Genomic DNA, 26,278 nt, shown 5'->3' with positions numbered 1-26,278 from the left:
GTTGTCAATCAAATAAAATAGTCCCAAACCGGTTATAGTCGTGAAAGTTTTTACGGATGGGTTGCCAGGACCATCGGGTTTGATCATTGTCGTAATCCAATCTATACATATTGGCTCTCCAGGTAGTTCCTTTTTTAGGTGGTACATTGCCAAGAGGTTTGAGCAATGTATAAGGGATAAAACATTCCGCTACCCAGCCTGTAGTCTGATCACCACTCTTTAATATCGTGGTCTTATGCCTCGTCAGGCGCTCACCCTCATAATGCCACGGAGCCCATCCAAAAAACACACCCTGATGATTGGGCACTAATATGGCCAACTCATGGTTTAGTGGTGATAATTCATATTCAAAATACAAGGGATGGTTTTCGTCGGTCCAGAAAAAAAATTCTACTACATCTTCATTGTAAAGATCCTCGAAGTCCTTTTGCAGGGTAGCAGTGATCGTAGGGTCTTCGCACCAGAACAAACAATATATCCCTGTAGTTGAATACATGATCTTGACCCTGGTCTGTCTAAGGGCATTGGTTTGATTCGTTTGGACCAGATCAGTCCAGGTGGTTTTACTCCATGCAGTTGCTGCCGTATCACCGGTCAACTCAAAATCCAAGGAAGCGGCGATATGTAAGATTGCTTTTTTGCCGGTGGGTGTTGAAAATTGATTTGCCTGTGAGCTTAAAGGATAATGAATGCATAACGATATCCCCAGAACTGAGACCAAAATAATACTTGATTTAAACAATGGTTTCATAAGAAGGTCCTATTTTTAATGAAAATACTATAAATATAACCATTCATGAAAAAGCTATTTTTTGCCATCCTACTGGCATTTGGATCTTGGATATCCATACTTTCAGCGCAGTCTATTCCGTTGCGCGTCATTTTGATCGGTGCTCATCCGGATGATTGCGACCAGGGTGGAGGTGGTACAGCGATTTTGTGGGCTTCGATGGGTTATGCTGTTAAATTTGTATCCGTCACCAATGGAGACGCCGGGCATCAGACACAAGGTGGTGGTGTATTGGCCAAAAGAAGGATGGCCGAAGCTCAGGAAGCAGGTAAAAGGTTTGGAGTGACTTACGATGTGCTGGACAATCATGATGGTGAGCTGACACCCAACCTAAATGTGCGACTTCAGATCATCCGCAAGATTAGAGAATGGGACGCAGATATCGTTTTAGCTCCTCGGCCCAACGATTATCACCCGGATCATAGATATACGGGAGTGTTGGTCCAGGATGCAGCCTATATGGTGGCTGTACCCAATGTGGCTCCGGATACCAAACCATTGAAGAAGAATCCTCTTTTTTTATATTACCAGGATAGATTCCAAAGGCCTAATCCATTCAGGCCGGATATCGCTATTGACATAACCTCCGTTTATGATCGCAAGATCTACTCTATGGCCGCACATGAATCACAGTTTTTTGAATGGCTACCCTGGATAGGAGGTTATGCTGATCAGGTCCCCACCGGTGATACAGAACGATTGGCCTGGCTGACTGCCCAAAGAGCGCGACCCATCACTCCAGAAATAAAAAGCGCACTTGAAAAATGGTATGATACTGACCGTGCATCTAAAGTCAAATATGCTGAAGTCTTTGAGATTTGCGAATATGGCATCCAACCAAAAGAAGCTGATATCAGGAGGCTTTTTCCAATGCTAAAAAAATGATTTCCATTCATTCAGAAAATTAAAAAACCCTGGTTGGTTGCACTTCAGAAACCATTAAACCAGGGTTATATGAAAAGACTCACTAAATCCTTAATAATAGGCAATACAAGCTACTGTCAGGAGTACATGACATACACCGACAGACATACGGGCAAGCATTGCTGACTGTTTAGAACAGTTTTAAAAACAAGATACTAACCTGGACTAAGCAGCCAGGTATTGATCATTCAGAGTAAGGTTAATTTTGGTAGGGACTGAATACTGAATAAGGATGTAATATTAAAGACAAAGGTTGCTTGATTTTTGATCTTAACAACGAGATCTTCTAATTTAACTTGTCATTAATATTACTTGTTAAAATATACGCGTGTACTTCCCCCCTTTAGGGTGATGGTGGACTTCATTTCTTTACGATCACGCAGGTAGGTCAAGGTCACTTTATCGCCTACATGTTTTTTGGACAACAACTCTTTAAGATGATCATAGTCGTCAATAAAAGTGCCATCCAGATGGGTCAATAAGTCACCGGACTCCAAGCCACCTATTTCGGCTGCGCCTCCGCGAATCAAACTGGTAATCTTAAGGTCATCATTTAAGGTCACACCGATATTAGGTTTTTTAGCCTCCGTACTATCAACTTTTAAATTAAACTCTCCGCCCAGATCGCTGCCGGACTTTTCTTTGATTTCCACACTGCCATCGGCATTCTTTTTTATCACTACCGTGCGTTCGGTATAGCTGGCACCCTTATTTTCAAAATACCCTTCGTTATCGTCGTCCTCGATATCAATATCACTATTGATAATGATCTTTTTTTGATGGCCCATGCTGTCAGAGGTTATTTTGATGGTGCTACCACCTTTTTCATTCCACTCCATATCTTTTTTGACTGCATCGCCTTCGAGGATTTTCTTTTCGATGACTTCATTGCCCTCTTTATCTTTTGATTTTTCGATAGTGACGACTCGTTTTTGTTTTTTGCTGGATTCAGATTGAGCTAAGATCTGACCAAAACCGACAAACAGTAATGCTATGAGGATGAGTTGTTTCATTTTATATTTTTTGAAGTGCAAAATTATAGTATTTATACCAAGGGTGTGCGTTAATCTTTTTTGCCGGATCCACTGAATGTGAAAGAAGTGTTTTCTTTTAGTTCGAATCCGGTCTTTTCTTCGATAAGTGCTTTGAATTCATTGTACGTTTTTTGGTCTTGTTTTTTTCCATTGATTCGCAGGTCTTTTTCATTGATCTTAAACTCATATTTGTCTCCTGATTTGATGATATGATCGTCGACCAGTTTGTCTTGAATGATTTGATCCAGCTTGCCTTTCCCTGAAAGCAGATTGAATCCCTGGCCATCTTTAAAAAACTTCCTTGCATCCATATCGTCAGCTAATTTCCATTGCATTTTATCTAATAATTCTTTTTGGTGTGATTGAGCATCATCTAAAAGTTTGCGGGAATGCTCCATATATTTATCTGATTTTTCTTTTGACCATAAGAGTCTATCATTGTCTAACATTTTGGCTCTTTCCAGCTTATTCATCATGTCTTCAGAATAAAGTTTTTTCAGCTCAGATATATCTCTCAGGGATTTTAAACCCTTTAAATGATCCAGGCCGTATAAATTATTCCCCAAACCTCTAAAGTCATCACTGAAGTCAATGATCACATCACCATGTTCATCTTTAATGATCAGTTTGTCTCCGGCAATTTTTAAATCGCTTGAATCACCCTCAATGACCCAATTGATGGGATCATTGTCTCTACCAGGAAACATACCTCTACCCAGGCCATATATCTTAGGCCCATCTCTACCATCATCAAAATAAAAAGTATTCCCTCCAGCACCTGATTTGATCCTGACCTTTGGCTGTACCTTGACATGCATCTCGTCGATATCGGATTTGATACGATTCTCACCAAAATTAAATACCCGTGGAGCGAAATTATACTCATAATCACGAGGCTCAAAATCACGAGGTTTATCTTTGACCCTCGCAGGCATGTCTATTTCCTTTAATTCTTTTTTTAATGACTCCATCTCTTCTGCATACGTATTATATTCAGCCGGTGGAATAATTTTATCATCTACTTTCAATTCGGTGATTTCTTTGTCTTTGAGTTGAAGTTCTATTTTTTGCTTGCCATTATCCTTTGAGATTTTTTCAATTTTCGACTTTGGCTTGGTAGTGTCTGATGGAGCTACCGCAACCGTTTTGGTTGGAACCTCCCAGACAAAAGATTTGGCCAAAGGTATTTTTACATTGTTGGCTATAATGGGTGTCCACAGATTGCTGAGGATCCAGATCAAAGCCAGGCTACAAATAAGCATGGGTGCCTGAGTGCGACTAATGGAATATTCGTTTTTGGTTTGCATATTAAAAAGTCTTTGAATTCTATAAAATAATTGTTTTTTGTGTGAAAAGGCCATGGCAAATAAAGGCGCAGGAGCATGTTCTTCCAGTTGTACCAGGGCTTTTGAGAGCGCCATAGGTTCTGCTCCCAGTTCGAGTGCAAGATCATCACAGCATTGCTCCCGGAGGCTTTTGATGGTAGTTGAAAACCACCACACTGATGGATGAAAGAAAAATAGGATCTCTGTCATGGAGATCAGAATATTTTGAAGATAATCTTTGCGGATGATATGAGCGAGTTCATGAGCCAGGATAGCATAAGCTTCTTCCGTACTCAATTGATTGATCAGGCTGACAGGCAATAAGATGATAGGTTTGAGATAGCCTATGGTGGCAGGCATATCGATAAGGTGACTAGTCGCTAGCCTAATATTTTGTTTGACTCCGGACTTTACAATCAATCGATCGAATAGTTGATTGATGCCAGGCACAGGGATTGGATTGGACATTGATCGTAACCTGTATACTTCCCTATATCCTAAGCTCATCCGGATACTTAATATAATGACCCCGAGACACCAAACCCCAAACAATGAAGGTATGTACATCTCTATACCCTGAAAGAATGGAATCTGACTTGCAAGGGAAGGTGCTTTAGAAGAAATCGTAGACCATGCTTCTGTAACTCCCGAAGGGTTTGGGTCAGCGGTGGCCAGGACAGGAGCATTGCTGACGGAAGGTAGGTGGAGTATAAATGCTATCAGGCTTCCTATCGGCAAAAGCATAAATAGGCTAAGACCTACTTTGTACTTCACACTGGGTCTGGATCGGGGGAAATAATTTAAATACAAGAAATATAAGCCAGCCAATGTAATCCCGATCCATGCTGAATGAATCATAGCCCACACCCATGCTTGTAATAGATCCTGTTGCTGAGAGAGTGATGAAAGTATCATGATAATATGGAAGTTTTATTTTTTTGATTCAAGATTGGCTATAAACTCTTTGATCTGCTGCAGCTCTTCTTTGCTGCTTTTGTGTTGCCCGAGGGCCTGCATCACCAGGGTAGAGGCAGAGCCTCTGTAGGTGGCATCCAGAAATTCTGATAGCAGGTTTTGCTGGGTTTCATTTTCTTTGACGACAGGCTCGTATATATGACTTCTTTGATTGGTGTTTCTTTTGACCAATCCTTTGTCGGTCATGATCTGCATGATTTTTAGAGTGGTGGTATAGCCTATTTCTTCATGCTGTTGGGCTGCCAGCATTTCGTTGACTGTCCTGACTGACAATGGGCCGTATTGCCAGAGGATCTGCAGGATGGAGAGTTCGGATTCCGTAGGTTTGATTAGTTTTTTCATCAGGCTATATTGAGTTTACAAATCGACAATTATCAGTTTATGTTATACGAATGATTTCGTATTGCAATGATAGCGAATAAAAGGAACAGAAGTCAAGTAATCGTACGAATATTTTCGTATATTAGGAAAAAATTAACTTATTTGCAAATGATGAATCCAAACCTCCAAACCAACCGTATATAGATAAGTAGCGTTATATAGATAGCGCGATTGAAGAGAGTTGAAGTGATTTTTAAATGGCTATAATAAAGTTAAATGTCCACTAAAAACTAATATTAGTCTAATAACTCAGCGTTTAATAAGCAAAACGATAATATTTGATGAAGATTTTTACCTAACATTTTAAACTATAAGGTATGATGAACAAAATCTTGTGGCACGCAATTTCAGTAGGAGCGCTCGTACGCAGTACTCCCAATGAGACTGCGCCCATACTCAAATCGATCGTTAAAGGCACCTGGCTGGGTGTCATCCAGGAAGTAGGTGAATGGATTTATGTCATAGGTAAAGAATCGATAGGCTGGGTGAGAAGAAGTGAATTAAAAAACTTGGAGACGCAGGCATTGCATATAAATAGAGCAGATGACCAGGCACTTGAGATCAGGTACATGGTCTGACATTGCCTTTATTGCTTTTCAACATCTTTGTTTTATCAGCCTATTTTTTGGCCGTTAGTTACTCGGGCATCGGGTTTGAGCAGGACGATTTTTTTGTCCGCTCCGATGACCCCAAGCACCAGGCAATCTGATATAAAGTTGGCAATCTGTTTTGGTGGAAAATTGACCACTGCGATGACTTGGGTATCGATCAAAGCAGCCTTGTCATACAATTGAGTGATCTGAGCCGAGCTTTTTTTGATCCCCAATTCACCAAAGTCTATCGTCAATTGATAGGCAGGATTTTTAGCTTTAGGAAATTCTTTTGCTTCGAGGATGGTACCCACTCTAATATCAATTTTTTCAAAGTCAGCCCAGGTGATCATCGTATCAGTTTATTTCATTAAAAGCCTGATTGCCGATTCGATACTGCCTCCAATCTTTATAATCAAAGTGCCACCACTCATATTCATAGACGGTATAGCCTACGGACTCCATAGCCTTTCTGAGTATATCCCTCATCTGCCGTTGCTTTTCGGTGCCTCCTTTATAATCTGGATATGAACGATCACTCATCTCATCATAAGCACCGGTCATCTCTATTTCCACACCAGTATTAAGATCATACAGTGATAAGTCTATGGCACATCCGCGGTTGTGACGGGATCCTTTTTTTGGATCAGCTACAAATATTTTTTTATCCTTAGGAGTTCTGTCCCAAAACAGTTTGGTGATGCTCCATGGCCTATAACCATCGAAGATCAGCAGGCCGAGCCCCTGTGCCTTTAAGGCGATATGAGCGTCTTTCAATGCCATGGCGGCATCCCGTTGAAGAAATGCCCTCGCTTCGGAGTAGACGGGTCTGCCAATAAAATTATTAGATGTCGCATAGCGGATATCCAATTTTAGTGATGGGTCCACGCTTGTGAGTTCTACAAGATCCGTGGGTAAGAAATCGCCTTTTTCTACCGGAGGTTTTACACCACATGCAAGTGTAAAGAGTAATAAAGAAAGAAAACAAACTGACCTCATGAGGTGATAGGTATTCGAATGAAGAAAGTAGTTCCTTTTCCCTCTTCAGATGTTACGCTCAAATCGCCCTGGTGGGCCTTGAGGATGTCGTATGCCAGTGACAGACCCAGCCCTGTTCCGTGACCTGTAGGTTTGGTGGTAAAGAAAGGCTGAAATATTTTATCTACGATATTAGTAGGTATGCCGAGCCCATTGTCTTTGATTTGAATCTCAATAAACTCGCCCTGGGGTGGGTTTTTAACTTTTTTGGTACTTACAGTTACTTTGGGTCTATATTCTATTAATGCAGGATCTGATTTTGCTCCTTCCTCTTCGCTTGTCGCTGCGATACTTTGATGTAACTTACTATTTACTGCGTAAAAGGCATTGTTGATGAGATTCAATAGCACGCGACCGATATCCTGGGGTATGACGGATACGACAGGTAGATCCGGATCTGGATCGAAAACAAACTCGGCATTAAAACTTTTGTCTTTGCCACGCAATCCATGGTAGGATAGTCTGAGATATTCCTCCGCCAGAGTATTGAGATTGGTTGGTTCTTTTTGTCCGGTACTCTTGCGCGAATGCTGCAGCATATTCTTCACGATAGAATCTGCTCTTTTCCCGTGATGATTTATTTTCTTTAAGTTTTCCTGGATATCGCCGGCTATGTCCTTGACGGATTGTTGGTCACCGTTCGTCATCGCTTCAACCATTTCATCGATCAGTTCGTTGCTAATCTCTGCAAAATTATTTACAAAATTTAATGGGTTTTGAATCTCATGGGCTATACCCGCTGTCAGCTCACCGAGTGATGCCATTTTTTCAGCTTGTATCAGCTGAGCCTGGGTAGATTGAAGTTCTGTTAAGGAGGATTCCAATTCAGCCTTTTGAGTCAACAGAGCTTGTGTCCTGTCTGCGACCAATCTTTCCAGCTCAGCTTTTTGAGCTTCCAGGAGGTGCTTTTCTTCTTCTTCTTTTCTTCTGATTTTTTGTTCCTTTCGGTTTTGACGGAAGATGTAGAAACCAAAACCAAACATCCAGATCACCGCAAAAATATTGGCGGTATTGATGATATTAAATACTGCTCCTTCTTTGGAAGCATATATCCATCCGAAAATTTCGGAGACTAAACCTGACAGGAAGCCTGGTAAGAAAACCCAGACTATCTGACGCGATGATTTGTGGTCTCTGAGATGGTAGATGAAATATAATGCAACGCCTAGTACTATCACGAAATAGGTGCGCTCAATCAAGGCGATATCCAGGATGCTGGCGAGCAGCATAAAGCCAAATATGCCTAGGGGGGAATATTTAACAATTTTAGAATAATGGGGATAGGACCCACCTATGTCAAAATAGGACATGACATATCGCGATATCACAAAGGCAATTACAGTAGCACCAAATACAAATTCGAGATCCATATCCAAAAATAGTGCATAAGATAGATAAGTTAGTGGATATCAGGGATATTTATTCTGCAAAACCTAGCAAAAAACTGATATCATTGGTTCTTATGAATGGTGTGGAACAAAACCGATCTTTCGAAGTGTTAGATAAACTTTTGCTTTTTATCATCGCCCGAATAATCTATTCAACCTCTAAAAAACAAAGAGCTAATAATGTTATGCTCCTTCCATATCCTTACTGATTCATAAAGTTAAAAACCTTTTTGCTTTTGTCTGGATTTTATATTTATTCATCCGGCTTACAAAATATTTTGGATTATTTTTTTGTAAAAGGCATATTGATAATCTAGGCTTAACATTAGCCTCTTCGCTTAATCTTAAGTACATATTTAATTCATTTAAACTTTATACCAATAATACTTGCAGTATACTTTGTAGCTCTAGGTTTGTGGCGTATTAAAAAACGAAAAACTCCTAATACAATGAAATATTTAATTTTTGCTCTCGCTCTCATCAGCCTACACCCTTCAGCTTTGGCTCAGCTGCTCATACATGGTACTGTAAAATCCGCTTCTGATCAGTCTGATCTGATCGGTGCCAGCATCGTGGTAAAAGGAACCTCCATTGGAAGGGTAACAGATGTAGATGGAAGATTTGAAATCGATGTAACACCAGGATCCACGATCGAAGTCAGTTATGTGGGTTTTCAACCACAATCCATCCTGATTGATAATGCCAACCCAGTCAATATTATTCTTGCCGAAAGTGCATCAGGCCTTACTGAAGTAGTAGTCACTGCTTTGGGTATAGAAAAATCAAAATCGAAAGTGGGGTTTGCAGTACAAACCATAGCAGGATCAGATTTGATCAAAGCCCGTGAACCCAATCCAATCAACTCGCTTACGGGTAAAGTAGCCGGATTGAATGTAGGTGCAAGCGCTGAAATACTTGGCGCCCCACAAATCTTATTGAGGGGGTCCTCCAACGTGCTTTATGTAGTCGATGGAGTGCCAATTCAATCTGATACCTGGAATATCAGTCCTGATGATATCGAGTCTATCACCGTATTGAAAGGCCCTAATGCCTCCGCCTTATATGGCTCCAGGGGACAATTTGGTGCTATCCAGATCACTACAAAAAGAGGTACAAAAGATAAACGTGGATTTTCAGTTGATTTTAATTCTTCCACAATGGTAGAAAATGGATTTATGACGATCCCTAAAGTACAACATCAATATGGTCCTGGTGATCATGGAAGATATGCATTTAAGGATGGAAGGGGTGGAGGTCTCAACGATGGTGACTATGACATCTGGGGACCAAAATTTGAAGGACAATTAATACCCCAATATGATAGTCCTGTGGATCCGGTGACTGGCGTGCGCTTAGGCACACCTTATGTGGCCAGAGGTACCAATAACCTTCAACGTTTTTTAAGACCTGGACTATTATCCACTAATAATATAGCCATCTCTACTGCGGGTGAAAACTATGACCTTCGGTTTTCAGGCACCCAGACCTATCAAAAAGGAATCGTACCCAATACAAAATTAAATGGTACTAATTTTAATCTAAGTGGTGGATTGAATTTTTCAAAAAGACTGCGATTTGAATCTAACTTAAACTTTAATCGGCAGTATACTCCCAATATCCCTGATGTACAATACGGGCCAAATAGTATTATCTACAATATTATTATCTGGGGAGGTTCAGATTGGGATATCAATGATATGCGTAATTATTGGCAGGAAGGAAAAGAAGGATTACAGCAGATATATGCCGAATACCAACGTTACAACAATCCTTATTTTTCAGCCTATGAATGGTTAAGAGGGCATTACAAAAATGATATCTACGGCACTGCCGGACTTACTTACGAATTTAGCGATCATTTTAAGGTGACAGGCCGTACCCAGATCACTACCTATGACCTTTTTAGGACGGAAAAATTTCCCTATAGTGCTACTTCATATGGTAGAGAACAATCCAAAGGAGATTATAGAGAGGATAACCGAAATTTGTTTGAAAATAATTCTGATGTATTATTTACCTATGAAAACAACCTGGGTAGAGACTTTAATTTTAATCTTTCGGCGGGAGGTAATATCAGGAACTTCAAATATGCCTCTACTTATGCTACTACGGATTATCTCAATGTACCAGGATGGTATAATCTGAATAATTCACTCAATCCAAGAAGGGTTTACAATTTTGATTCTGACATGATGGTTTCATCAGCCTATAGCTACCTTGATCTGGGTTATAAAAACATCCTCAATCTGTCATTGACAGGTCGGATAGATAAAAACTCTACTTTGCCGATCAACAACAATAGTTTCTTTTACCCTTCTGCCTCGCTGAGTTTTGTTTTGTCAGAAGCCATCAAAATGCCTTCTTTTCTTCCCTATGCTAAACTTAGAGCTTCCTATGCAAATGTTGGTAGTGGCTTGACGCAAACCAATATTGGGCCAGCGGACAGGGCTACCGGGGCAGATGTCACAGGCTATGGCATAGACTACCAAACTCCATTTGGAGGACCTCAATATATCAACTCTGCTGCCTATAGCATACAAAATAGATACAATAATCAACCGGCAGCTTTTTATTCAAATTCTATAGCCAATCCCAATCTTGAACCAAGTTTTAGTTCTTCATTAGAATTAGGCAGTGACCTTAGATTTTTCCAGAATAGATTGGGAGTAGACTTTACCTATTTTAAAAGTACGGATGGACCAAGAATATTCAATCTTCCTGTTAGTGAAGCGACCGGGTACAATAGTTTGATTCAAAACGGTATCAAAACGGATAAGACTGGTGTAGAACTCACCCTGACAGGCAAGCCAATCAGGACTAAAAACTTTGAGTGGAATGTACTGGCCAATTGGTCTACCTATAAAGATGTATTAAAAGAAATCTATCCGGGAGTAGAAGTGTTTAACCAATACCTCAAAATAGGCGACCGAACTGATAAATATTATGCAGCAAAAGTATTCCGCACCCAGGATGGACAGATCATCAATGATGGAAGTGGAAGACCTCTGGTCAATCCAACTCCACAATTTATGGGTTATCTCAATCCGGATTGGATTTGGGGATTGTCCAATCAAATCAGATATAAAAACCTTGGACTTAATTTCCAATTTGATGGAAGAGTAGGAGGGGTTATCGTCAATTATGTTCAGCGACAAACTTTCAGGGGTGGAAGGAATATTGAAACAGTAGAGGGAGCCATGGGTGAGGCCAGGTACCAGGATTACAAAGGAATAAAGTCCTGGGTAGGAGAAGGAGTGCAGTTGACTTCAGGTGCTATCAAGACAGATGCATTGGGTAATATCACCAACTATAATGAACTGCAATTCAAACCAAATGCTTCAGCTACCTTCCTTCAGGATTATATCAGCAGATGGTATGCTACTGAAGAGGCTAATCTCATCAACAGGACTTATGCCAAACTACGGGAGGTGACATTAAGTTATAATATACCTAATACTATTTTTAAGAACACCTTCTTTCAGTCTGCTACTGTTTCTCTGATTGGAAGGAACTTGTTGTACTTCTCTGATGCGAGAAATAACGATATCGATATGGACCAATTTGCCGCAGGTCAGGGTTATTCTGATCTACAGACTCCTACCCTTAAAAGATATGGAGTCAATCTAAATATCACTTTTTAATTCATTGTATAAATTAAAAAAAATAAAATATCATGAAACTATTTAAATATATTTTAATCCTTCCGGCGATTGTGCTTCTAAGCAATTGCTCCACGGATACTTTTGAAGAGTTGGCAGTGAATCCAAATCAACCCACCGCTGCTCCTGCATCATTAATTTTCAATGGTACTTTGAATGATATGTACGAAGCTCCATTTGCTTTGACCCACCGATGGAACCAGTACTATCTGTGTAATTATAATTATTATGGTAACAATGAATACAATTGGACCTCCAACAGCTTTGATTTTTATACCCTTAAGAACGTGTCCAAAATGGTAGAAGAGAATGAAAAGACAGGAGCAGATGCGGTCAATGTCTACTCCGCAATGGCAAAATTTCAGAAGGCATATTTGGCGTATAGAATGACTATGAAGTTTGGGAATATTCCTTTCTCAGAAGCTTTGCAAGGAGCAGAACTCACAGAACCGAAATATGATGATCAGAAACAAGTATTCGTTCAAATATTAAATCTCCTGGATGAAGCTAATAATGAAATGAATACATTGATCACCTCAGGTAAAAGGAATATTGACGGTGATATCTACTTCAATGGTGATTTGACCAAATGGCAACAAGTAGTCAATGCTTTCAAATTAAGAGTTTTAATTCAGTTGAGCAACAAAACAGCCGAAGCTGATCTTCGGGTGAAAGAAAGGTTTGCAGAAATTGTAAACAACCCTGCAAAATATCCCATAGTTAAAACGAATGCCGATGCATTGGCTTACAAATATATTAGTGGCATCAATAATTATCCGCTGAATCCCGGAAATGAAGGCTTTGACAAACGAAGATATAATCTGTCTGCCACCCATCTGAATAAACTTGTGTCCCTCAAGGATCCGCGCACCTTTGTATTAGCTGATCCTGCGGAGGCAAGAATTAATGGAGGTATGACTGCCAGCGATTTTGGTGCTTATGTGGGCGCAGATCCTGGTGAAAGCCTCGATGATATGACCTTTAAAATGAATAAGGGCGAATATTCGGCCATTAATCAAAAACGATATTACGGTTCTTACGGCGGACCTGAGCCTGGAGTGTTGGTGGGATATATAGAAATGGCTTTTAATATCGCTGAAGGTATGAATCGTGGATGGGCTGGAGATGCCAATACTGCTGCATTGTGGTACAAAAATGGTATCCTGGCTTCTTTGAATTTCTATGGAATCAATGACGCATCTACTATCGATACTTATTTTGCCCAGTCGGCTGTGAACTACAAGGGGCAAAATGCTGAGGGGTTGAAACAAATATTAGAACAACGATACCTTGGTCTTTTTAATCAAGCGGGATTTGAATCGTATTATAATTGGAGAAGAACCGGAGTGCCTACGTTTACTACAGGTGTTGGTACAGGAAATGGCGGAGTGATTCCATTGAGATGGCAATATCCTACGGCGGAAAGGACAGCCAATAAAACCAATTACAACGCTGCTCTATCCAATCAATTCGGAGGTCAGGATGATATCAATGCCAAAATGTGGATTATAAAATAAATTATCTGAGTTTCTTTTCATACATATCGTGAGCATTAAGGTCGGTTACCATGCCTTAGTAACCGGCCTTTTTTATAAATTTTTCAATAAAAAATATCATGATTGATTTCGATTCGATGCAAACGAGGATAGACCATCTTTTTTTACTGTTAAACTCGAAGGGTAATGAGGCATATCATTCTGAACCGGTCTCTCAGTTAGAACATGCACTACAATCAGCTTATTACGCAAAATATCATACGGATAAGCCAAACATTATTTTAGCCGCACTTTTGCATGATATCGGGCATTTGATAGAAGATGAAACTGAGGATCTCCTGGGGCATTATGACCATGATCGTATCGGTGCAGCCTACCTAAGAGATCTTGGGTTTGGTCCCGACATTACCCGACTGGTTGAAAACCATGTGCGAGCCAAAAGATACCTGGTGACTACCGATTTTGACTATAAAAACAAACTTTCTGCAGCCAGCAAATTGACTTTGATACAACAGGGTGGTCCCATGAGAGTAGACGAAGTTGAGTCCTTTGAATCCGATCCTGATTTTGATGATATCATATTGATCCGCATTTGTGATGAGTTGGCAAAGACACCCGGTCTTCCCGTGCCTCTATTAGAATCTTATAGTCCCATGATAAAACAGTATCTCATGGATGTCAATAAAATAGAAAACTAATGTATAAGTCATGGTCTCAAATCAAACTACTTTTTTTACTTTTTACTGTATTCTCAAGTCAAACTAAAGCCCAAAAGGCTGGTACTACCGCACCAAATGTTATTATTATTGCTACCGATGGCCTTCGCTGGCAGGAATTATATCTAGGATTAGATCAGGATATAGTAGCTGCTACCGGAGATACCAGCCAGTTTTTTGAGCAGTTCAATGCAAGCGATGAATTTCAATCGCGTGAAAAATTGTTTCCTTTTGTATGGGGCACTTTGTCCAAACATGGAAGATTCTTTGGGAACAGAAAATTGGACAATAAGGTCGATACAAGAAATTTTCACCGCTTTTCCTACCCTGGGTATAGCGAATTTCTCTGTGGCACCTTCGATCCTTTTGTCAATTCAAACAAAAAAATCCTGAATAGAAATGTATCTATACTGGAAGATCTTAATACTATGTACAACTATCGTGGTCGGGTAGCTGCATTTTCATCCTGGGAAGTTTTTCCCTACATTTTAAATGAACCCAGGTCAGGGATCCTTGTCAATGCCGGATGGGAAGCGTGTCCTCAAGGTATTGTTTCGAAAAAAATGGAAAAATTGAATTATGCCAATCAACTTGCTCCTGCCTGGAAAGGTGAGACCCGCTTTGATGATCTGACCTGGCAGATGGCTCTTGAATACACCAGGAATAATCATCCAAAAGCCTTATTTATATCACTGGACGATACGGATCACTATGGTCATAAAGGCGATTATGGATCTTATATTACTGCAATTCATGAATTTGACCAGTATTTGCAGGATATTTGGACTTTGATGCAAACTGATCCATTTTATAAAGACAATACCTATCTGATAGTTACGACTGACCATGGCCGGGGATCTACTCTTGGCACATGGGCTAAGCATGGATTTTTGCCCTCCCGATCCGGGGAAACCTGGTTTTTAGAAGTAGGTCCGGAGATCAAACCAATCGGGGAAGTATCTGAGCCTATACAACTTTGGCAAGCTGACATAGCCAATCGAATCGCCTTAAACTGTAATATTAAGTTTACGCCACATAAATCTGATAGAATGCCAGTGATAGAAGCAATCGAAGTATTAGCGAGTAAAAAGCCTTAATCGCTATAGACCTTGTGTCTTATACTCTGATTAACTTTAACCTTAGATAGAAAAATAGGTGTTCCAAAATTCAATTCTTTTATGAAAAAGTTATTTCCAGCCTTGATGATCGCATGTTTTTTTTACTTTGGATGTAAAGAAAAAGAATCTATGACGGTTACCACGACTTTTACTGCTCCGGCGGTTGATCAGTACTGTTATCTGAATGATCGTGAAGCCATCATCCCTAATGGTCGTTTGGTCAAGCCCATGGGTAAAACTACGCGCATAGCCCCACACCCTTATGGATTGATTTTGTCCAGAGATGGAAGCCTGGCAGTGACCGCCAATTCTGGCACCAACCCTTTTTCAATCACAGTGATTAAATACCCATTTACTGATTCGATGAAAACCATGCAGATACCCAAATCAGCCAACACGGATGATGACCTGCTCTCCGCGGTTTTTATGGGGTTGGCGATTTCACCTGATAATAAAGTGATCTACGTGGCTGGAGGTCAAACAAATAAAATATTTTCGTTTGATGTAGATTCCGGTGAGAAGTTGGGTGAAATATCCTGCAGTTCAAAACAACAAGGATTTAGCTACAACGATGGTTACATCGGTGATATGGTAATGACTCGTGATGGCAAAAAAATATACGCCGTAGATCAAATCGGATTCAGAATTGTTGAAGTGGACTTGCTGGCAAAAAAAGTCATCGGAAACCGGAGGACCGGCCGATATCCATTTGGGATTTCGCTTTCACCAGATGAAAAAAAGATGTATGTCGCTAATGTAGGGATGTTTGAATACAGTTTTGTCAATAACGCTGATACTTCCAATTATAAACAGAAATCCATCGACTTTCCTGCTTTTGCTTATGGTTCTGACGATATGATCCATGGTATTAAAAACGATTCCACCGACATCAAAGGACTGGGTGAGATGAATAGTGAGGAGGCTTTTTCAGTTTGGATATATAATGTGAATGACCCTAAAAATCCAGAACCCACGAAAATTAAAACAGGCTTTTTGGTCGGTGAAAAAATCGATGATATTCCAGCCGTAGGTGGGAGTAGCCCAAACTCTATCGTGGCCAGTGATCAATATGTATTCGTCAGCAATGGCAGTCATGATTGCATAACGGTGATTGATGCCAGGCAAGACACCATGATTCAAAACATTAGGCTGGGTATTGATCCTGCTATGGACGCTTTTAATGGAATCATTCCTTTTGGACTGGCCTTGGATCGTGAAGCAAAACGGTTATATGTAGCAGAAGCCGGTATCAATGCAGTGGGTATCATCGATGTCCCTTCTTTGAAGTTGATCGGTCACCTGCCTGTAGGTTGGTTTCCTTCCAAGTTACAAGTGCATCCGACCCTAAATAAATTGATCGTCGCTAATGCCAAAGGTTTCGGAAGCGGACCCAATGGAGGAGCCAATTATCAAAAAGGACCAGAAGGTGATTACATTGGGTCATTGATGAAAGGTTCAGTGACTACCCTTGATATTCCGCAAGACAATGATTTAAATACATATTCCGCACAGGTGATGGAAAACAATTTTGTAAAATCAAAAATCAGCCGTATACCCGGACACCCTATTCCAGCAGATAACACCTCTCCTGGAATAGGTCCAATAAAATATTTTGTTTTTGTGGCAAAAGAAAACAGGACCTATGATGAAGTATTTGGTCAGCTAACCAAAGGAAAAGGGGATCCTGAACTGGCACGTTATGGCCACAATGTTTCTTTTGCAAATCGTAAAAAAACCGACTCTGTCATCTCGACGACTGTTATGCCCAATCACCTTGCTCTCGCAAAAAGATTTAGCACAGGCGATAATTTTTATGTAGACTCGGATCACTCAGCTGATGGCCATAGGTGGTTGGTGGGTACCTATCCCAACGAATGGTTGGAGACTCATACTGCTGCCGCCTACGGAGGTAAGCGTAGTTTGGATTATCATAGTAATGCCCCGGGACGATTTGGCATGACCGGTGCTTCTGGTGCAATCTATCCGGAGGATTATAACCAGGATGGATCTATCTGGGATCATATGCATCGCAATCATAAAGAGTTTTTCAATTTTGGGTTCGGGGTCGAATTTGATGCAGGATCTTTCTCTGATACCACTTTTAAATATGGAGGTGTTCGTTATGTAGTCAATTATCCATTGCCAGGTCCATTGTACACCAGGACATCTCACAGATATGCTACTTATAATATGGCTATACCTGACCAGTTTAGAATTGATGCTTTTATCGAAGACTATAATGAAAAATGGAGCAAGGATCAGAACCTTCCATCGTTATTAACTTTCTCCTTACCCAATGATCATGGGGCAGGCGAACGAGCACATGCCGGATTCCCTTTTAGAGAAAGCTATATGGCAGATAATGATCTGGCCCTGGGTCGACTGGTAGAGTTTCTTTCACATACACCTTATTGGAAAGAGATGGCTATCATCGTGACGGAAGATGACTCCCAGGACGGACGAGACCATATCGATGCGCACCGCAGTATTCTGCTGGTGATATCTCCGTATGCCAAAAAAGATTATGTCAGTCATACCCATACCAGTTTCGGTAGTATCTTCAAAACCTTCTGGAATGTACTGAAGATCCCTTACCTCAATCAATATGATGCAGGCGCCACTGATCTGGGAGATTGTTTTTCAGAGAGACCTGATTTCACTCCTTATGACGCATTGATGGTCGATACTTTGATCTTTAATCCCCGTAAAGCACTTACGCCTTTTGATAAAGCATTTGACTGGAAGGCCATGACAGAAGGCCCTAGACTGGATGACGAAGATTTTATCAGAACATCGATGAAACAATATCATCAATAGCCATTGACCTACCTGTCAGGGGATCAATAGCCATTTCTATATTATCGATTCTAATAGCGTGCTGATGACACCAAATGAAAGCGTCATTCCATTGCCTCCAAAGGCATTGATCAATACACAATGAGGACTGACCCGGGATATAAAATAAGGATGATCACCTGTTGATTTGTAATATTGGCCTTTCCAATAATTTTTTATCGTGTAATCCGGAAGCACGCAAAATTGTTTTAGATATTCAAGTATATATTTATTCAATCGTTGATCAATAAACGGCATAAAGTGTGGAGCATAATGGTGAGTATCTCCAATGACAATCTCTCCGTGGTGATTTTGTGCTGCCATCACATGAATTCCGTTAGCGATAAGGTGAGGATACTCTGACAACAATCTAATCTGCAGTTCGGACAAGGTTTCAAGATTTTTAAATGCAGGATAATGAATCAGTGTTAACCCTCCACACATGGAAGGTCCCATAGAGAAAAATTCAGGTTGCGTATCGGTGCGCATCATTTGGAGTTCACACAAGACTCCCTGTGTCTTTAATATCTCCGGGAAAAGAAGATCTATATCCCTTCCTGTGCAAACAAATATTTGATCTGCCTGGTGTTTTTTGCCAGGGCTCGTACAAATATTGCCTTCAATAGCAACGACCGGTGTATTGAAATGAAATACACACTGGCCTGTGTTTTGCAACCAAAATGAAATTTTTTGGATTGCCTCTACTGGATCTACCAACATTTCATCCGCACTATACATTCCACCTTTTAGACCGTGGTGATTGACTGATGGATGTTTTTGAGCCAGGTCATTTGGGTTAAGCCAGACCACAGGTCTATGATCACGATGAGTTTCTACAAATTCACGTAAGACTGATTTTTCATCCTCATGGTAGGCTAGATGCAATGATCCGTTTGGATTGAGATCGAAGGCTGCTTTGTGGCTCAGATCGATCCAAATTTTTTTGGATTCCAGGGCCAGTTGGTAGTGGTCGCCGGATGCCTGACCTATCGGCCAAATCATTCCAAAATTTCTAATGGAAGCCCCATCAGCCCTTGAACTTTTTTCGAGTATAGTGACTTGATAGCCCTGTAAAATGAGTTTATATGCCGTAGCCAGCCCTGTGATACCGGCGCCTACTACAATTGCTGTTTTTGACATCAGATGCTAAGTTTTTTGAAAACAATAAGGAGCGAAGCAGTTACCAGAAGTATTCCACTCCATCCAAGGATATAACATAAATTCATGAAAAAATTTAATGGAGAAATCTCTAGGCCTGACCACTCTTTAAAAAATAAAATAAGTATCGTGCCTGCATAGGCGCAGGAGTCCAATAGATACATGATAAATCCTGCATTAGCCGGATGATTTATCAAAGCGATTAACCGATCCACCAAGATGCAATTGAAAGGTATATATCCTGCAAATACACCCATCCCTGCTATAATGAACCAAAGGATGCCGGGTATCCTGCCCTGACTAAAAAACCACGTGCAAGCAATCACCAAAATAAATCCTGTGATCATCAGTATATGTACCCAGATTAAAGCTTTAAAATGATTTTTTAAAAAAATAAAGCCTCCCAACACTGCCAATATGATCATGCTGATATACAGTTCACTTTGTGTTATCCACCATAGCTTAGCATCTTTAATCTCCGCGAATATTTCTGCAGTAAAGCTGTCCCGGTAATCCCGTAGAATGGTAAAAAAAATGTAAATAAATATAAGTGGGATAAGGACGCGGCTCCATTCTTTTAAGTACTTCTTCCGCTCCAATTTGTTCATAGGAACTCTTTTGCTTCGTTGCATTAGATCCGTTTCGTCCGGGGGATTAATTTTATTCAAGACCCACATCATTATGATTAGTGGCAATACAAAAAGGGCACCGGTCATAAATGGCATCCATTGAGGCGCGCTGCCTGATTGTAATAGCAAGCCACCTATACTTTTCACAAATCCTGATGAGAAAATAAAGCTGCTGGCCAGGATTGCAGCTAACAAATCGGTTGTAGTACGCCCTTCTAAATAGCTGAATACGATCCCCCAGATCAATCCCAGGGGAATACCATTCATAAACATACACAAGATAGTCCAGGGAGGAGGTAAAATGGCAAAGAGAAATAATGAAAACCACGCCACACCAATCAATGAAAATAAGATGCCCATCCGGCTGTTTGCTTTCATTTCACTGATTACCCGGATGCCTATGGTTTTGCTCAGCGCATAACCTAATAACTGGGCAGTAATCAACCAAATCTTGTAACCTACACCCAAAAAATTCACGTGTTCAAAAGTGAGCATAGTGAATGGTTTTCTAAAGGCATACATCGCACAGTAGACACTGGCCGCAGCAAGAGCAGCGATCAACTCAGGTGCCAGCTTATTGATCAGCTTAGGGTTAGGCAGTGTGAGCCAAAATGATGTCTGCGGCTTCACGGAGATTGTTGACGAGATGTGTATGCGGATATTTTTTCATTTCTTCCAAAGGAAAATTTCTGGAACAGATACCTAAGTTAAGACCACATTTTGATCGTTGGCCTTCAAGAAGGTCTGAAGGCGTGTCTCCTATTTTGGCTATTTGAGATGGATCAGATATTTTGGCAGTTTTTTTTATATAATTAATCATGTATGGATGGGGTCTGCCAGCTACTACCTGATCAGATGAAATATAGGCATCGAGATATCCATACCATCCTAAACTTTCAAGAATAAGATGAAGCGTCTCTTTTCCAAACCCTGTATTGACTGCTAATTTTAATCCTTTTGCTTTTAATTTTTTCAGTGTGGCTTCAGCATAGGCTATGGATTTGACATGGTGGGAATAATATTCATTCATCATATGTGTAAAAGTGTGATGAATGGTAGTGACCAATTTTTTTCGCCCTTTCACATTGATTTCGTTAAGGATAGAGTCTATGGCCAGTTTTTTCTCAAATCCCATCCATCGATCTACCACCTCCGCGGTAACCACGATGTCATATTTCTTAAAAGCCTGTATGAAGATCTTTCTAACGTAATTTTTATCCTGTACCAGTGTGCCAGCCAAATCGAATATGCATAACTTGATTTTTTTATCTTCCATAAGTATACATTTTAATTTAATGTAAATGTCTCCTAGGCATTTAAACTCAGGGAGAAACTAATATTATCCTTGGGTTAATATTTGAATATATGCATAGGCTATATCCGGGATTAATAAATTCTTACTTAATGCCCGGATCCCAGGGAAAATGAAATAAATTGATTTCTTATTCCTATTTCTAATTAATTTTTGAACAGCTGTGAATTCTATTACCTCGGTGCGTACTCGCACAAATTTTGGTTATTCGGTATTTTAATTAATGAGATTCTTGTGCAGATATTCCAACCAGCTATGTTTTAAATCTTCACTCAATACACAAGGTATTTTCGCCTGGCCATTCATTTTACCTCTTGAATGGAGCCAGCCATAAAAGGATCCTTTTTGAACCAGTTCAACAGATATATTATTCAACAAAGCAGTCCTCTGCACACTATAGTCATCATTATTTGTTTTTAAGTACTCATCTATAGCAGTGCAAATCTTTTTTTTATCAACAGGTTTGTTGGTGGCGAGGTACCATTTATGAGCAAAATGACTTTCATGTTTTTCGCCGCTAACGGTATATTCAACCAGGTCCAGATGAAATAATTGGTTGAGGTGCTGGATGGCACCTGTGATTAATTCTCCAGTGAGATGTTCGCCGGTAAGATTGAGCTGTAGTTTGGTACGGCCGGTTATTTTTATTCTACAATTTTGTTTGTCTGTGAAAACGATGACATCTCCAAGTAAATAGTGCCAGGCGCCTGAGGTTGTAGATATTAATATGGCATACGGCTTATTTTCTTCAACATATTCTATTGGTATAGTTTCTACGAAGCTCGAAATCAAATTTCCTGTTTCATCAAAATGTTTTTGATCGAAAGGTACGAACTCATAGTACACTCCCTGGTCCAGCACAAGTTTCATTGATCGGTCGTTGGGCTGATCTTGATATCCGATAAATGCTTCGGTAGCGGCATAAGTATCGATATACGATATGGGTTTACCCAACGTATTTTCAAATGATTCACGGTAAGGTTCTAAGAAAATACCACTATGCATAAGCATGGTAAGGTTGGGCCATAATTTATGAATATGCTTTATTCCATGGTATTCGATAATTCTCTCCAGGATGAGTTGTACCCAGGCTACATTGCCTACTAAAAATGCAATATCCCAGGAAGAAGCTTTGGCTACGATTGCATTGACCCGATCATTCCAGTCTGGAATTTCTAATATATCAGCATCGGGTTTGTAGAAAGATTTTAACCAGTATGGGCGATTTAATGCCATGATACCGCTGTTGTCACCATACAAGTGTTGGCCTTCCCTGGTCAATTTGCTGGTACCTCCAACCATGAGGGACTGCCTGCCCAATTGTTGAGGCGTGATCTCGGGATATTGGCTGAGAGATGAAAAGAGTCGCTGAGCCGATTTGTTCCAGCAATGTAAACTTTCATGAGTGACCGGTATATATTTGCTCGCCGCCTGAGTACTGCCGCTGGAAACTCCATAATACGGTATGATGCCTGGCCAGGTGACATTGGGTTCGTCCTGCAAAGATCTATGCCACCATTTAGAATACATTTTATCATATGAATAAATCGGTATCCATTGACGGAATTCTGCTCTTGGGTCTTTAATACGGGTCAGGTCTTCAAAGTCATATCGTTTTCCAAAGTCTGTATTTTGTGCTGTCCGCAATAGCCGGTGTAGCACTTTGATTTGTTGTTGTTTGGGAGAAAGCTGGAGTAAAGGTTTTTTCGGACTGAGCTTAATCCCGGTATGCAATATCTGACCTACCAATGACATGTCGTTTATTTTTTTTCATGCAAGGTAGATTGATTGGGTTCTGGTATACGATACTTTTAGTTTAAGTAATTATGATGTTTTCTTTTTCTTATTAATATTGGCTTAATGTATCTGCTTTCAACAGAAGAGTACCGTTCTCGACATTGCATTGACTCGAAGGTCTAATAACAGAACTGAAAATATTAAAAAATGAAAATTACTGAAACTGGCTGCCGATAAAATAAAATAAAGCTCCCATGAGCGCAGAGATAGGAATAGTCAGTACCCATGCCCACATCAAGCTAATAGTGACACCCCATCTTACCGCACTGACACGCTTGATCATACCTACTCCGATGATGCTACCAGTGATCGTATGCGTGGTACTCACTGGTATACCATATCTACCAGTCAACCAAAGTGTAAGGGCACCACTGGTCTCCGCTGCAAATCCTTCAAATGGAGTCAATTTAGTTACCTTGTGACCCATCGTTTTTACTATTCTCCAGCCACCCATCATGGTACCAAGTCCAATGGCTGTGTAACATGCCAGGGGTACCCAGGAAGGAATATGATGCAAATCCGTGATGTGTCCCTGTGCAATAAGCGCAGCAGCTATGATGCCGACTACTTTCTGTGCATCATTGCCTCCGTGCATCAAACTAAAAAAAGCAGCAGAACCCACTTGAAGTTTTCGGAAAACACCGTCGACTTCTTTTGGACTGGATCTGGAACTCAAATACAACATAACTAAAGAGAAAAAATAGGACACAAACATTCCAATCAAAGGAGCCAACACTATAAACACAAGGATAATCCGGATTTTGTCAAAAGAAATCGCGTCGAAGGAACCAGCATGTGCTATGCCGGCTCCGGCGAATCCCCCTATCAAAGTGTGAGAAGAACTACTCGGAATGCCGAGCCACCAGGTCAAAAGATTCCAAATGATGGCTGCCCAAAGTCCTGCCATAATCACCATCAATGTAATGTGCTCCGCATGAACAGTCTTGGCCACAGTATCTGCTACCTTTAATTCAAATAAAAAATAAGCAAGAAAGTTTGCACCACCTGCCATCAAAACGGCTTGCAGTGGTGTCAGGACCCTGGTAGACACTACTGTCGCAATAGAGTTGGCTGCATCGTGGAAGCCATTGACAAAATCGAAGATCAATGCAAAAACAATGATCGTTATTAGCATTGTAGTCATGTAGGCTTAAGAGTTTTTGATGAGTATGCTCTCAATCACATTCGCGGTATCTAGACAAAAGTCTACAGCTTTCTCCAGGTTTTGTATGATCTCTTTCTTTTTAATCAATTGGATAGCATCCTTTTCACTTCTAAATAATTCAGCGATGGCCTCATTATGGATATTGTCCGCATGTTTTTCGATTTCATCGATACGACCGATTGCTTCACGTACGCGACCAGGATCATTGATATTTTCAAGTGCTTTAATAGAGGCTACGATTTCAAAGACAGCAGCTTTCACCAGGTCTGCCAATTGCACCATCGCAGGACTTACCTCGTCCATTTGGTATAGCTTTACTCTTTTCGCGGTGCCATCCATAGTATCTAATACAGTATCCAAGGTGGAGGCCAGTTCGTGGATGTCTTCTCTGTCAAATGGGGTGATAAAGTTCGCACTAAGATCACTAAATATCTCATGCGCTATATCATCTCCTTTTGTTTCCAACATATGCATCTCGTTGGTATGCTCCAGTCTTTCGTCAAAACTGAGTTTCGAAAAGATTTTGCCAAGTAGCTCGGCAGCTTCAGTGAGGTTATTGCCTGCTTGAAAAAACAGACTAAAAAATTTAGTGTTTTTAGGGACTAAAAAAGTAAGTATTTTATTGATATTCATACAGTTTGCTTGATTCTATTACAAAATTAATCCACCAATATTAAGGTAATGTTAAGTCTGAAAGATATAATATTTTTCTATTTGTTATCATTTGACATTGATTATTAAACCATATTCAGACAATAATCCTGATCAAATAGATCGCTACCAGTCCCCAGGCTGTACCGGTCACCATACTCAGGATAGCCAATAACACTGCATGAGGCATCCATTTTTTTTCATATGCTGCTGTCACTGCCGGAGCTGTGGCGATACCTCCTACGTTGGCCATACTGGCTATCGGCACCCAAGCCATATGGATATTGAGCTTTTTAGCGATTAAAATCATTACAAGATAATGAATGAGCAGCCATCCAACTACTATAAGGATAAAGGTGAGTGGGATATTCATTTGATCAAACTTCAGTCTCAATCCGAGAATCGCCATGATGGTGATGATCAGAAAGGCGCCAGATTTGAGGACGAGCCGTTGATGCCAGCCAGGTACCAGATTTCCAAGGATCAAACCAATCAGAGATACCATAATGATCATGGTTAGGAAATCTTTTAATAACCAGCCAGTTAAAAGTATCACCAACAAACAAACCCCTATGGTCAGATAAATACTGTAGCGTGAATATTGGTGGCCTGACAAAAGGTCTTCACTGTGAGCCGGCCGTTCAGCATTGATTTTAAAAAATTGATTAAGCCGGTCACTCTGTTTGATCGATTGAAACATCAGCATAGTCCAGATATTGACCAACACATTGTCTAATACCAGGATAGTGACAAATAGCCCGTCGGGACACCCGACCACCTCTTTTAAAACCAGCTGGCTGGTACTGCCACCAATCCAACTGCCTATGATGGGTACCATACCCTTCCACAAGCCATCCGCTATGATCATTTGATGTAAGCCACTTCCTGGCCACTGAGCCAATAGGACAAGGAGTACAGGGACTATTGCTATGACTAGTGACCCACTGACAAATAGGATGATCGGTTTGAGACCAACTAGTTTTAGCTGGTTGAAAGACATCGCACTCATCACCGTGAGTATCGCAAGTGGAATGATATAATTTCTACTCCAGGTGTGCAAGATCACCTTAGATAAGTCTAAATGAAATAGGTGGGTACACAAGGCAGGAATCACGTATGCAAAAAGGATAGCCGGAAACCAATCCAGTATACTTTTTATTCTTTTCTCCTCCTGGACATCCAGCCAATAAACCGCCACAACTGTAAATACAACGATTACGATAGCAGTCAACAAATTAGGATCCGTCATTCATCGACAAGGTAATTATTCTATAGAAAAGAACCTGTGGGATAATGA

21 protein-coding genes are annotated in these 26,278 nt (G+C 40.5%); 7 read left to right on the top strand and 14 right to left on the bottom strand.

Annotated features, from left to right (window positions below):
• Positions 1-4: 4 nt before the first annotated feature.
• Positions 5-751, bottom strand: coding sequence for a carbohydrate-binding family 9-like protein (locus IPJ09_17840; GenBank protein MBK7373259.1), 747 nt, complete (start codon positions 749-751; stop codon positions 5-7).
• A gap of 45 nt (positions 752-796) precedes the next feature.
• Here IPJ09_17840 and IPJ09_17835 point away from each other — a divergent pair, with 45 nt between their 5' ends.
• Complete coding sequence (locus tag IPJ09_17835; GenBank protein MBK7373258.1) at positions 797-1,675, top strand: PIG-L family deacetylase; 879 nt, start codon at positions 797-799, stop codon at positions 1,673-1,675.
• Positions 1,676-2,022: 347 nt separating this feature from the next.
• Here the strand turns inward: IPJ09_17835 and IPJ09_17830 are convergent, their stop codons facing one another.
• From IPJ09_17830 to IPJ09_17820, 3 genes are read right to left on the bottom strand one after another with little or no spacing between them, the layout of a single operon-like run.
• A complete protein-coding gene (locus IPJ09_17830; protein ID MBK7373257.1) occupies positions 2,023-2,727 on the bottom strand; it encodes a PDZ domain-containing protein in 705 nt (234 codons plus the stop codon).
• A 50-nt stretch (positions 2,728-2,777) separates the two neighbouring features.
• A complete protein-coding gene (locus IPJ09_17825; GenBank protein MBK7373256.1) occupies positions 2,778-4,988 on the bottom strand; it encodes a M56 family metallopeptidase in 2,211 nt (736 codons plus the stop codon).
• A 15-nt stretch (positions 4,989-5,003) separates the two neighbouring features.
• A complete protein-coding gene (locus tag IPJ09_17820; protein MBK7373255.1) occupies positions 5,004-5,390 on the bottom strand; it encodes a BlaI/MecI/CopY family transcriptional regulator in 387 nt (128 codons plus the stop codon).
• Between the two features lie 356 nt (positions 5,391-5,746).
• On the opposite strand from IPJ09_17820, the gene IPJ09_17815 reads away from it, so the two are divergent.
• Positions 5,747-6,007, top strand: coding sequence for an SH3 domain-containing protein (locus IPJ09_17815; protein ID MBK7373254.1), 261 nt, complete (start codon positions 5,747-5,749; stop codon positions 6,005-6,007).
• Positions 6,008-6,042: 35 nt separating this feature from the next.
• Here IPJ09_17815 and IPJ09_17810 read toward each other — a convergent pair whose 3' ends face one another.
• From IPJ09_17810 to IPJ09_17800, 3 genes are read right to left on the bottom strand one after another with little or no spacing between them, the layout of a single operon-like run.
• Entirely contained in the window at positions 6,043-6,372 is a 330-nt protein-coding gene (locus IPJ09_17810; GenBank protein ID MBK7373253.1) for a tRNA-binding protein, read from the bottom strand.
• A gap of 4 nt (positions 6,373-6,376) precedes the next feature.
• Complete coding sequence (locus IPJ09_17805; GenBank protein MBK7373252.1) at positions 6,377-7,018, bottom strand: M15 family metallopeptidase; 642 nt, start codon at positions 7,016-7,018, stop codon at positions 6,377-6,379.
• Entirely contained in the window at positions 7,015-8,367 is a 1,353-nt protein-coding gene (locus IPJ09_17800) for a histidine kinase (protein ID MBK7373251.1), read from the bottom strand. The genes IPJ09_17805 and IPJ09_17800 overlap by 4 nt, the downstream gene beginning before the upstream one ends.
• Positions 8,368-8,894: 527 nt before the next feature.
• On the opposite strand from IPJ09_17800, the gene IPJ09_17795 reads away from it, so the two are divergent.
• The 5 genes from IPJ09_17795 to IPJ09_17775 all read left to right on the top strand — a co-directional run bounded on the left by IPJ09_17795 (position 8,895) and on the right by IPJ09_17775 (position 18,251).
• Positions 8,895-12,086, top strand: a complete 3,192-nt coding sequence (locus IPJ09_17795; GenBank protein ID MBK7373250.1) for a SusC/RagA family TonB-linked outer membrane protein — start codon at positions 8,895-8,897, stop codon at positions 12,084-12,086.
• A gap of 32 nt (positions 12,087-12,118) precedes the next feature.
• Positions 12,119-13,621, top strand: coding sequence for a SusD/RagB family nutrient-binding outer membrane lipoprotein (locus IPJ09_17790; protein ID MBK7373249.1), 1,503 nt, complete (start codon positions 12,119-12,121; stop codon positions 13,619-13,621).
• Between the two features lie 116 nt (positions 13,622-13,737).
• The gene (locus IPJ09_17785) at positions 13,738-14,298 is read left to right on the top strand and encodes an HD domain-containing protein (GenBank protein ID MBK7373248.1); all 561 of its coding nucleotides are present in this window, start codon (positions 13,738-13,740) and stop codon (positions 14,296-14,298) included.
• Complete coding sequence (locus tag IPJ09_17780; protein ID MBK7373247.1) at positions 14,298-15,413, top strand: alkaline phosphatase family protein; 1,116 nt, start codon at positions 14,298-14,300, stop codon at positions 15,411-15,413. Before IPJ09_17785 ends, IPJ09_17780 begins: the two co-directional genes overlap by 1 nt.
• 81 nt (positions 15,414-15,494) lie before the next feature.
• A complete protein-coding gene (locus tag IPJ09_17775; protein ID MBK7373246.1) occupies positions 15,495-18,251 on the top strand; it encodes a hypothetical protein in 2,757 nt (918 codons plus the stop codon).
• 36 nt (positions 18,252-18,287) lie between these two features.
• Here IPJ09_17775 and IPJ09_17770 read toward each other — a convergent pair whose 3' ends face one another.
• The 7 genes from IPJ09_17770 to IPJ09_17740 all read right to left on the bottom strand — a co-directional run bounded on the left by IPJ09_17770 (position 18,288) and on the right by IPJ09_17740 (position 26,212).
• Complete coding sequence (locus IPJ09_17770) at positions 18,288-19,409, bottom strand: TIGR03364 family FAD-dependent oxidoreductase (GenBank protein MBK7373245.1); 1,122 nt, start codon at positions 19,407-19,409, stop codon at positions 18,288-18,290.
• Complete coding sequence (locus IPJ09_17765) at positions 19,409-20,686, bottom strand: hypothetical protein (protein ID MBK7373244.1); 1,278 nt, start codon at positions 20,684-20,686, stop codon at positions 19,409-19,411. Before IPJ09_17765 ends, IPJ09_17770 begins: the two co-directional genes overlap by 1 nt.
• A complete protein-coding gene (locus IPJ09_17760; protein MBK7373243.1) occupies positions 20,649-21,332 on the bottom strand; it encodes an HAD hydrolase-like protein in 684 nt (227 codons plus the stop codon). Before IPJ09_17760 ends, IPJ09_17765 begins: the two co-directional genes overlap by 38 nt.
• Before the next feature lie 252 nt (positions 21,333-21,584).
• A complete protein-coding gene (locus IPJ09_17755) occupies positions 21,585-23,123 on the bottom strand; it encodes a GH3 auxin-responsive promoter family protein (GenBank protein MBK7373242.1) in 1,539 nt (512 codons plus the stop codon).
• A 196-nt stretch (positions 23,124-23,319) separates the two neighbouring features.
• Complete coding sequence (locus IPJ09_17750) at positions 23,320-24,309, bottom strand: inorganic phosphate transporter (protein ID MBK7373241.1); 990 nt, start codon at positions 24,307-24,309, stop codon at positions 23,320-23,322.
• A gap of 6 nt (positions 24,310-24,315) precedes the next feature.
• A complete protein-coding gene (locus IPJ09_17745; protein MBK7373240.1) occupies positions 24,316-24,963 on the bottom strand; it encodes a DUF47 domain-containing protein in 648 nt (215 codons plus the stop codon).
• Positions 24,964-25,078: 115 nt separating this feature from the next.
• Complete coding sequence (locus IPJ09_17740) at positions 25,079-26,212, bottom strand: DUF819 family protein (protein MBK7373239.1); 1,134 nt, start codon at positions 26,210-26,212, stop codon at positions 25,079-25,081.
• Between the last annotated feature and the right edge of the window lie 66 nt (positions 26,213-26,278).

This window comes from Saprospiraceae bacterium, assembly GCA_016709995.1.
Classification (GTDB): domain Bacteria; phylum Bacteroidota; class Bacteroidia; order Chitinophagales; family Saprospiraceae; genus JADJLQ01.
This window is presented reverse-complemented; position numbering and strand designations above follow the sequence as displayed.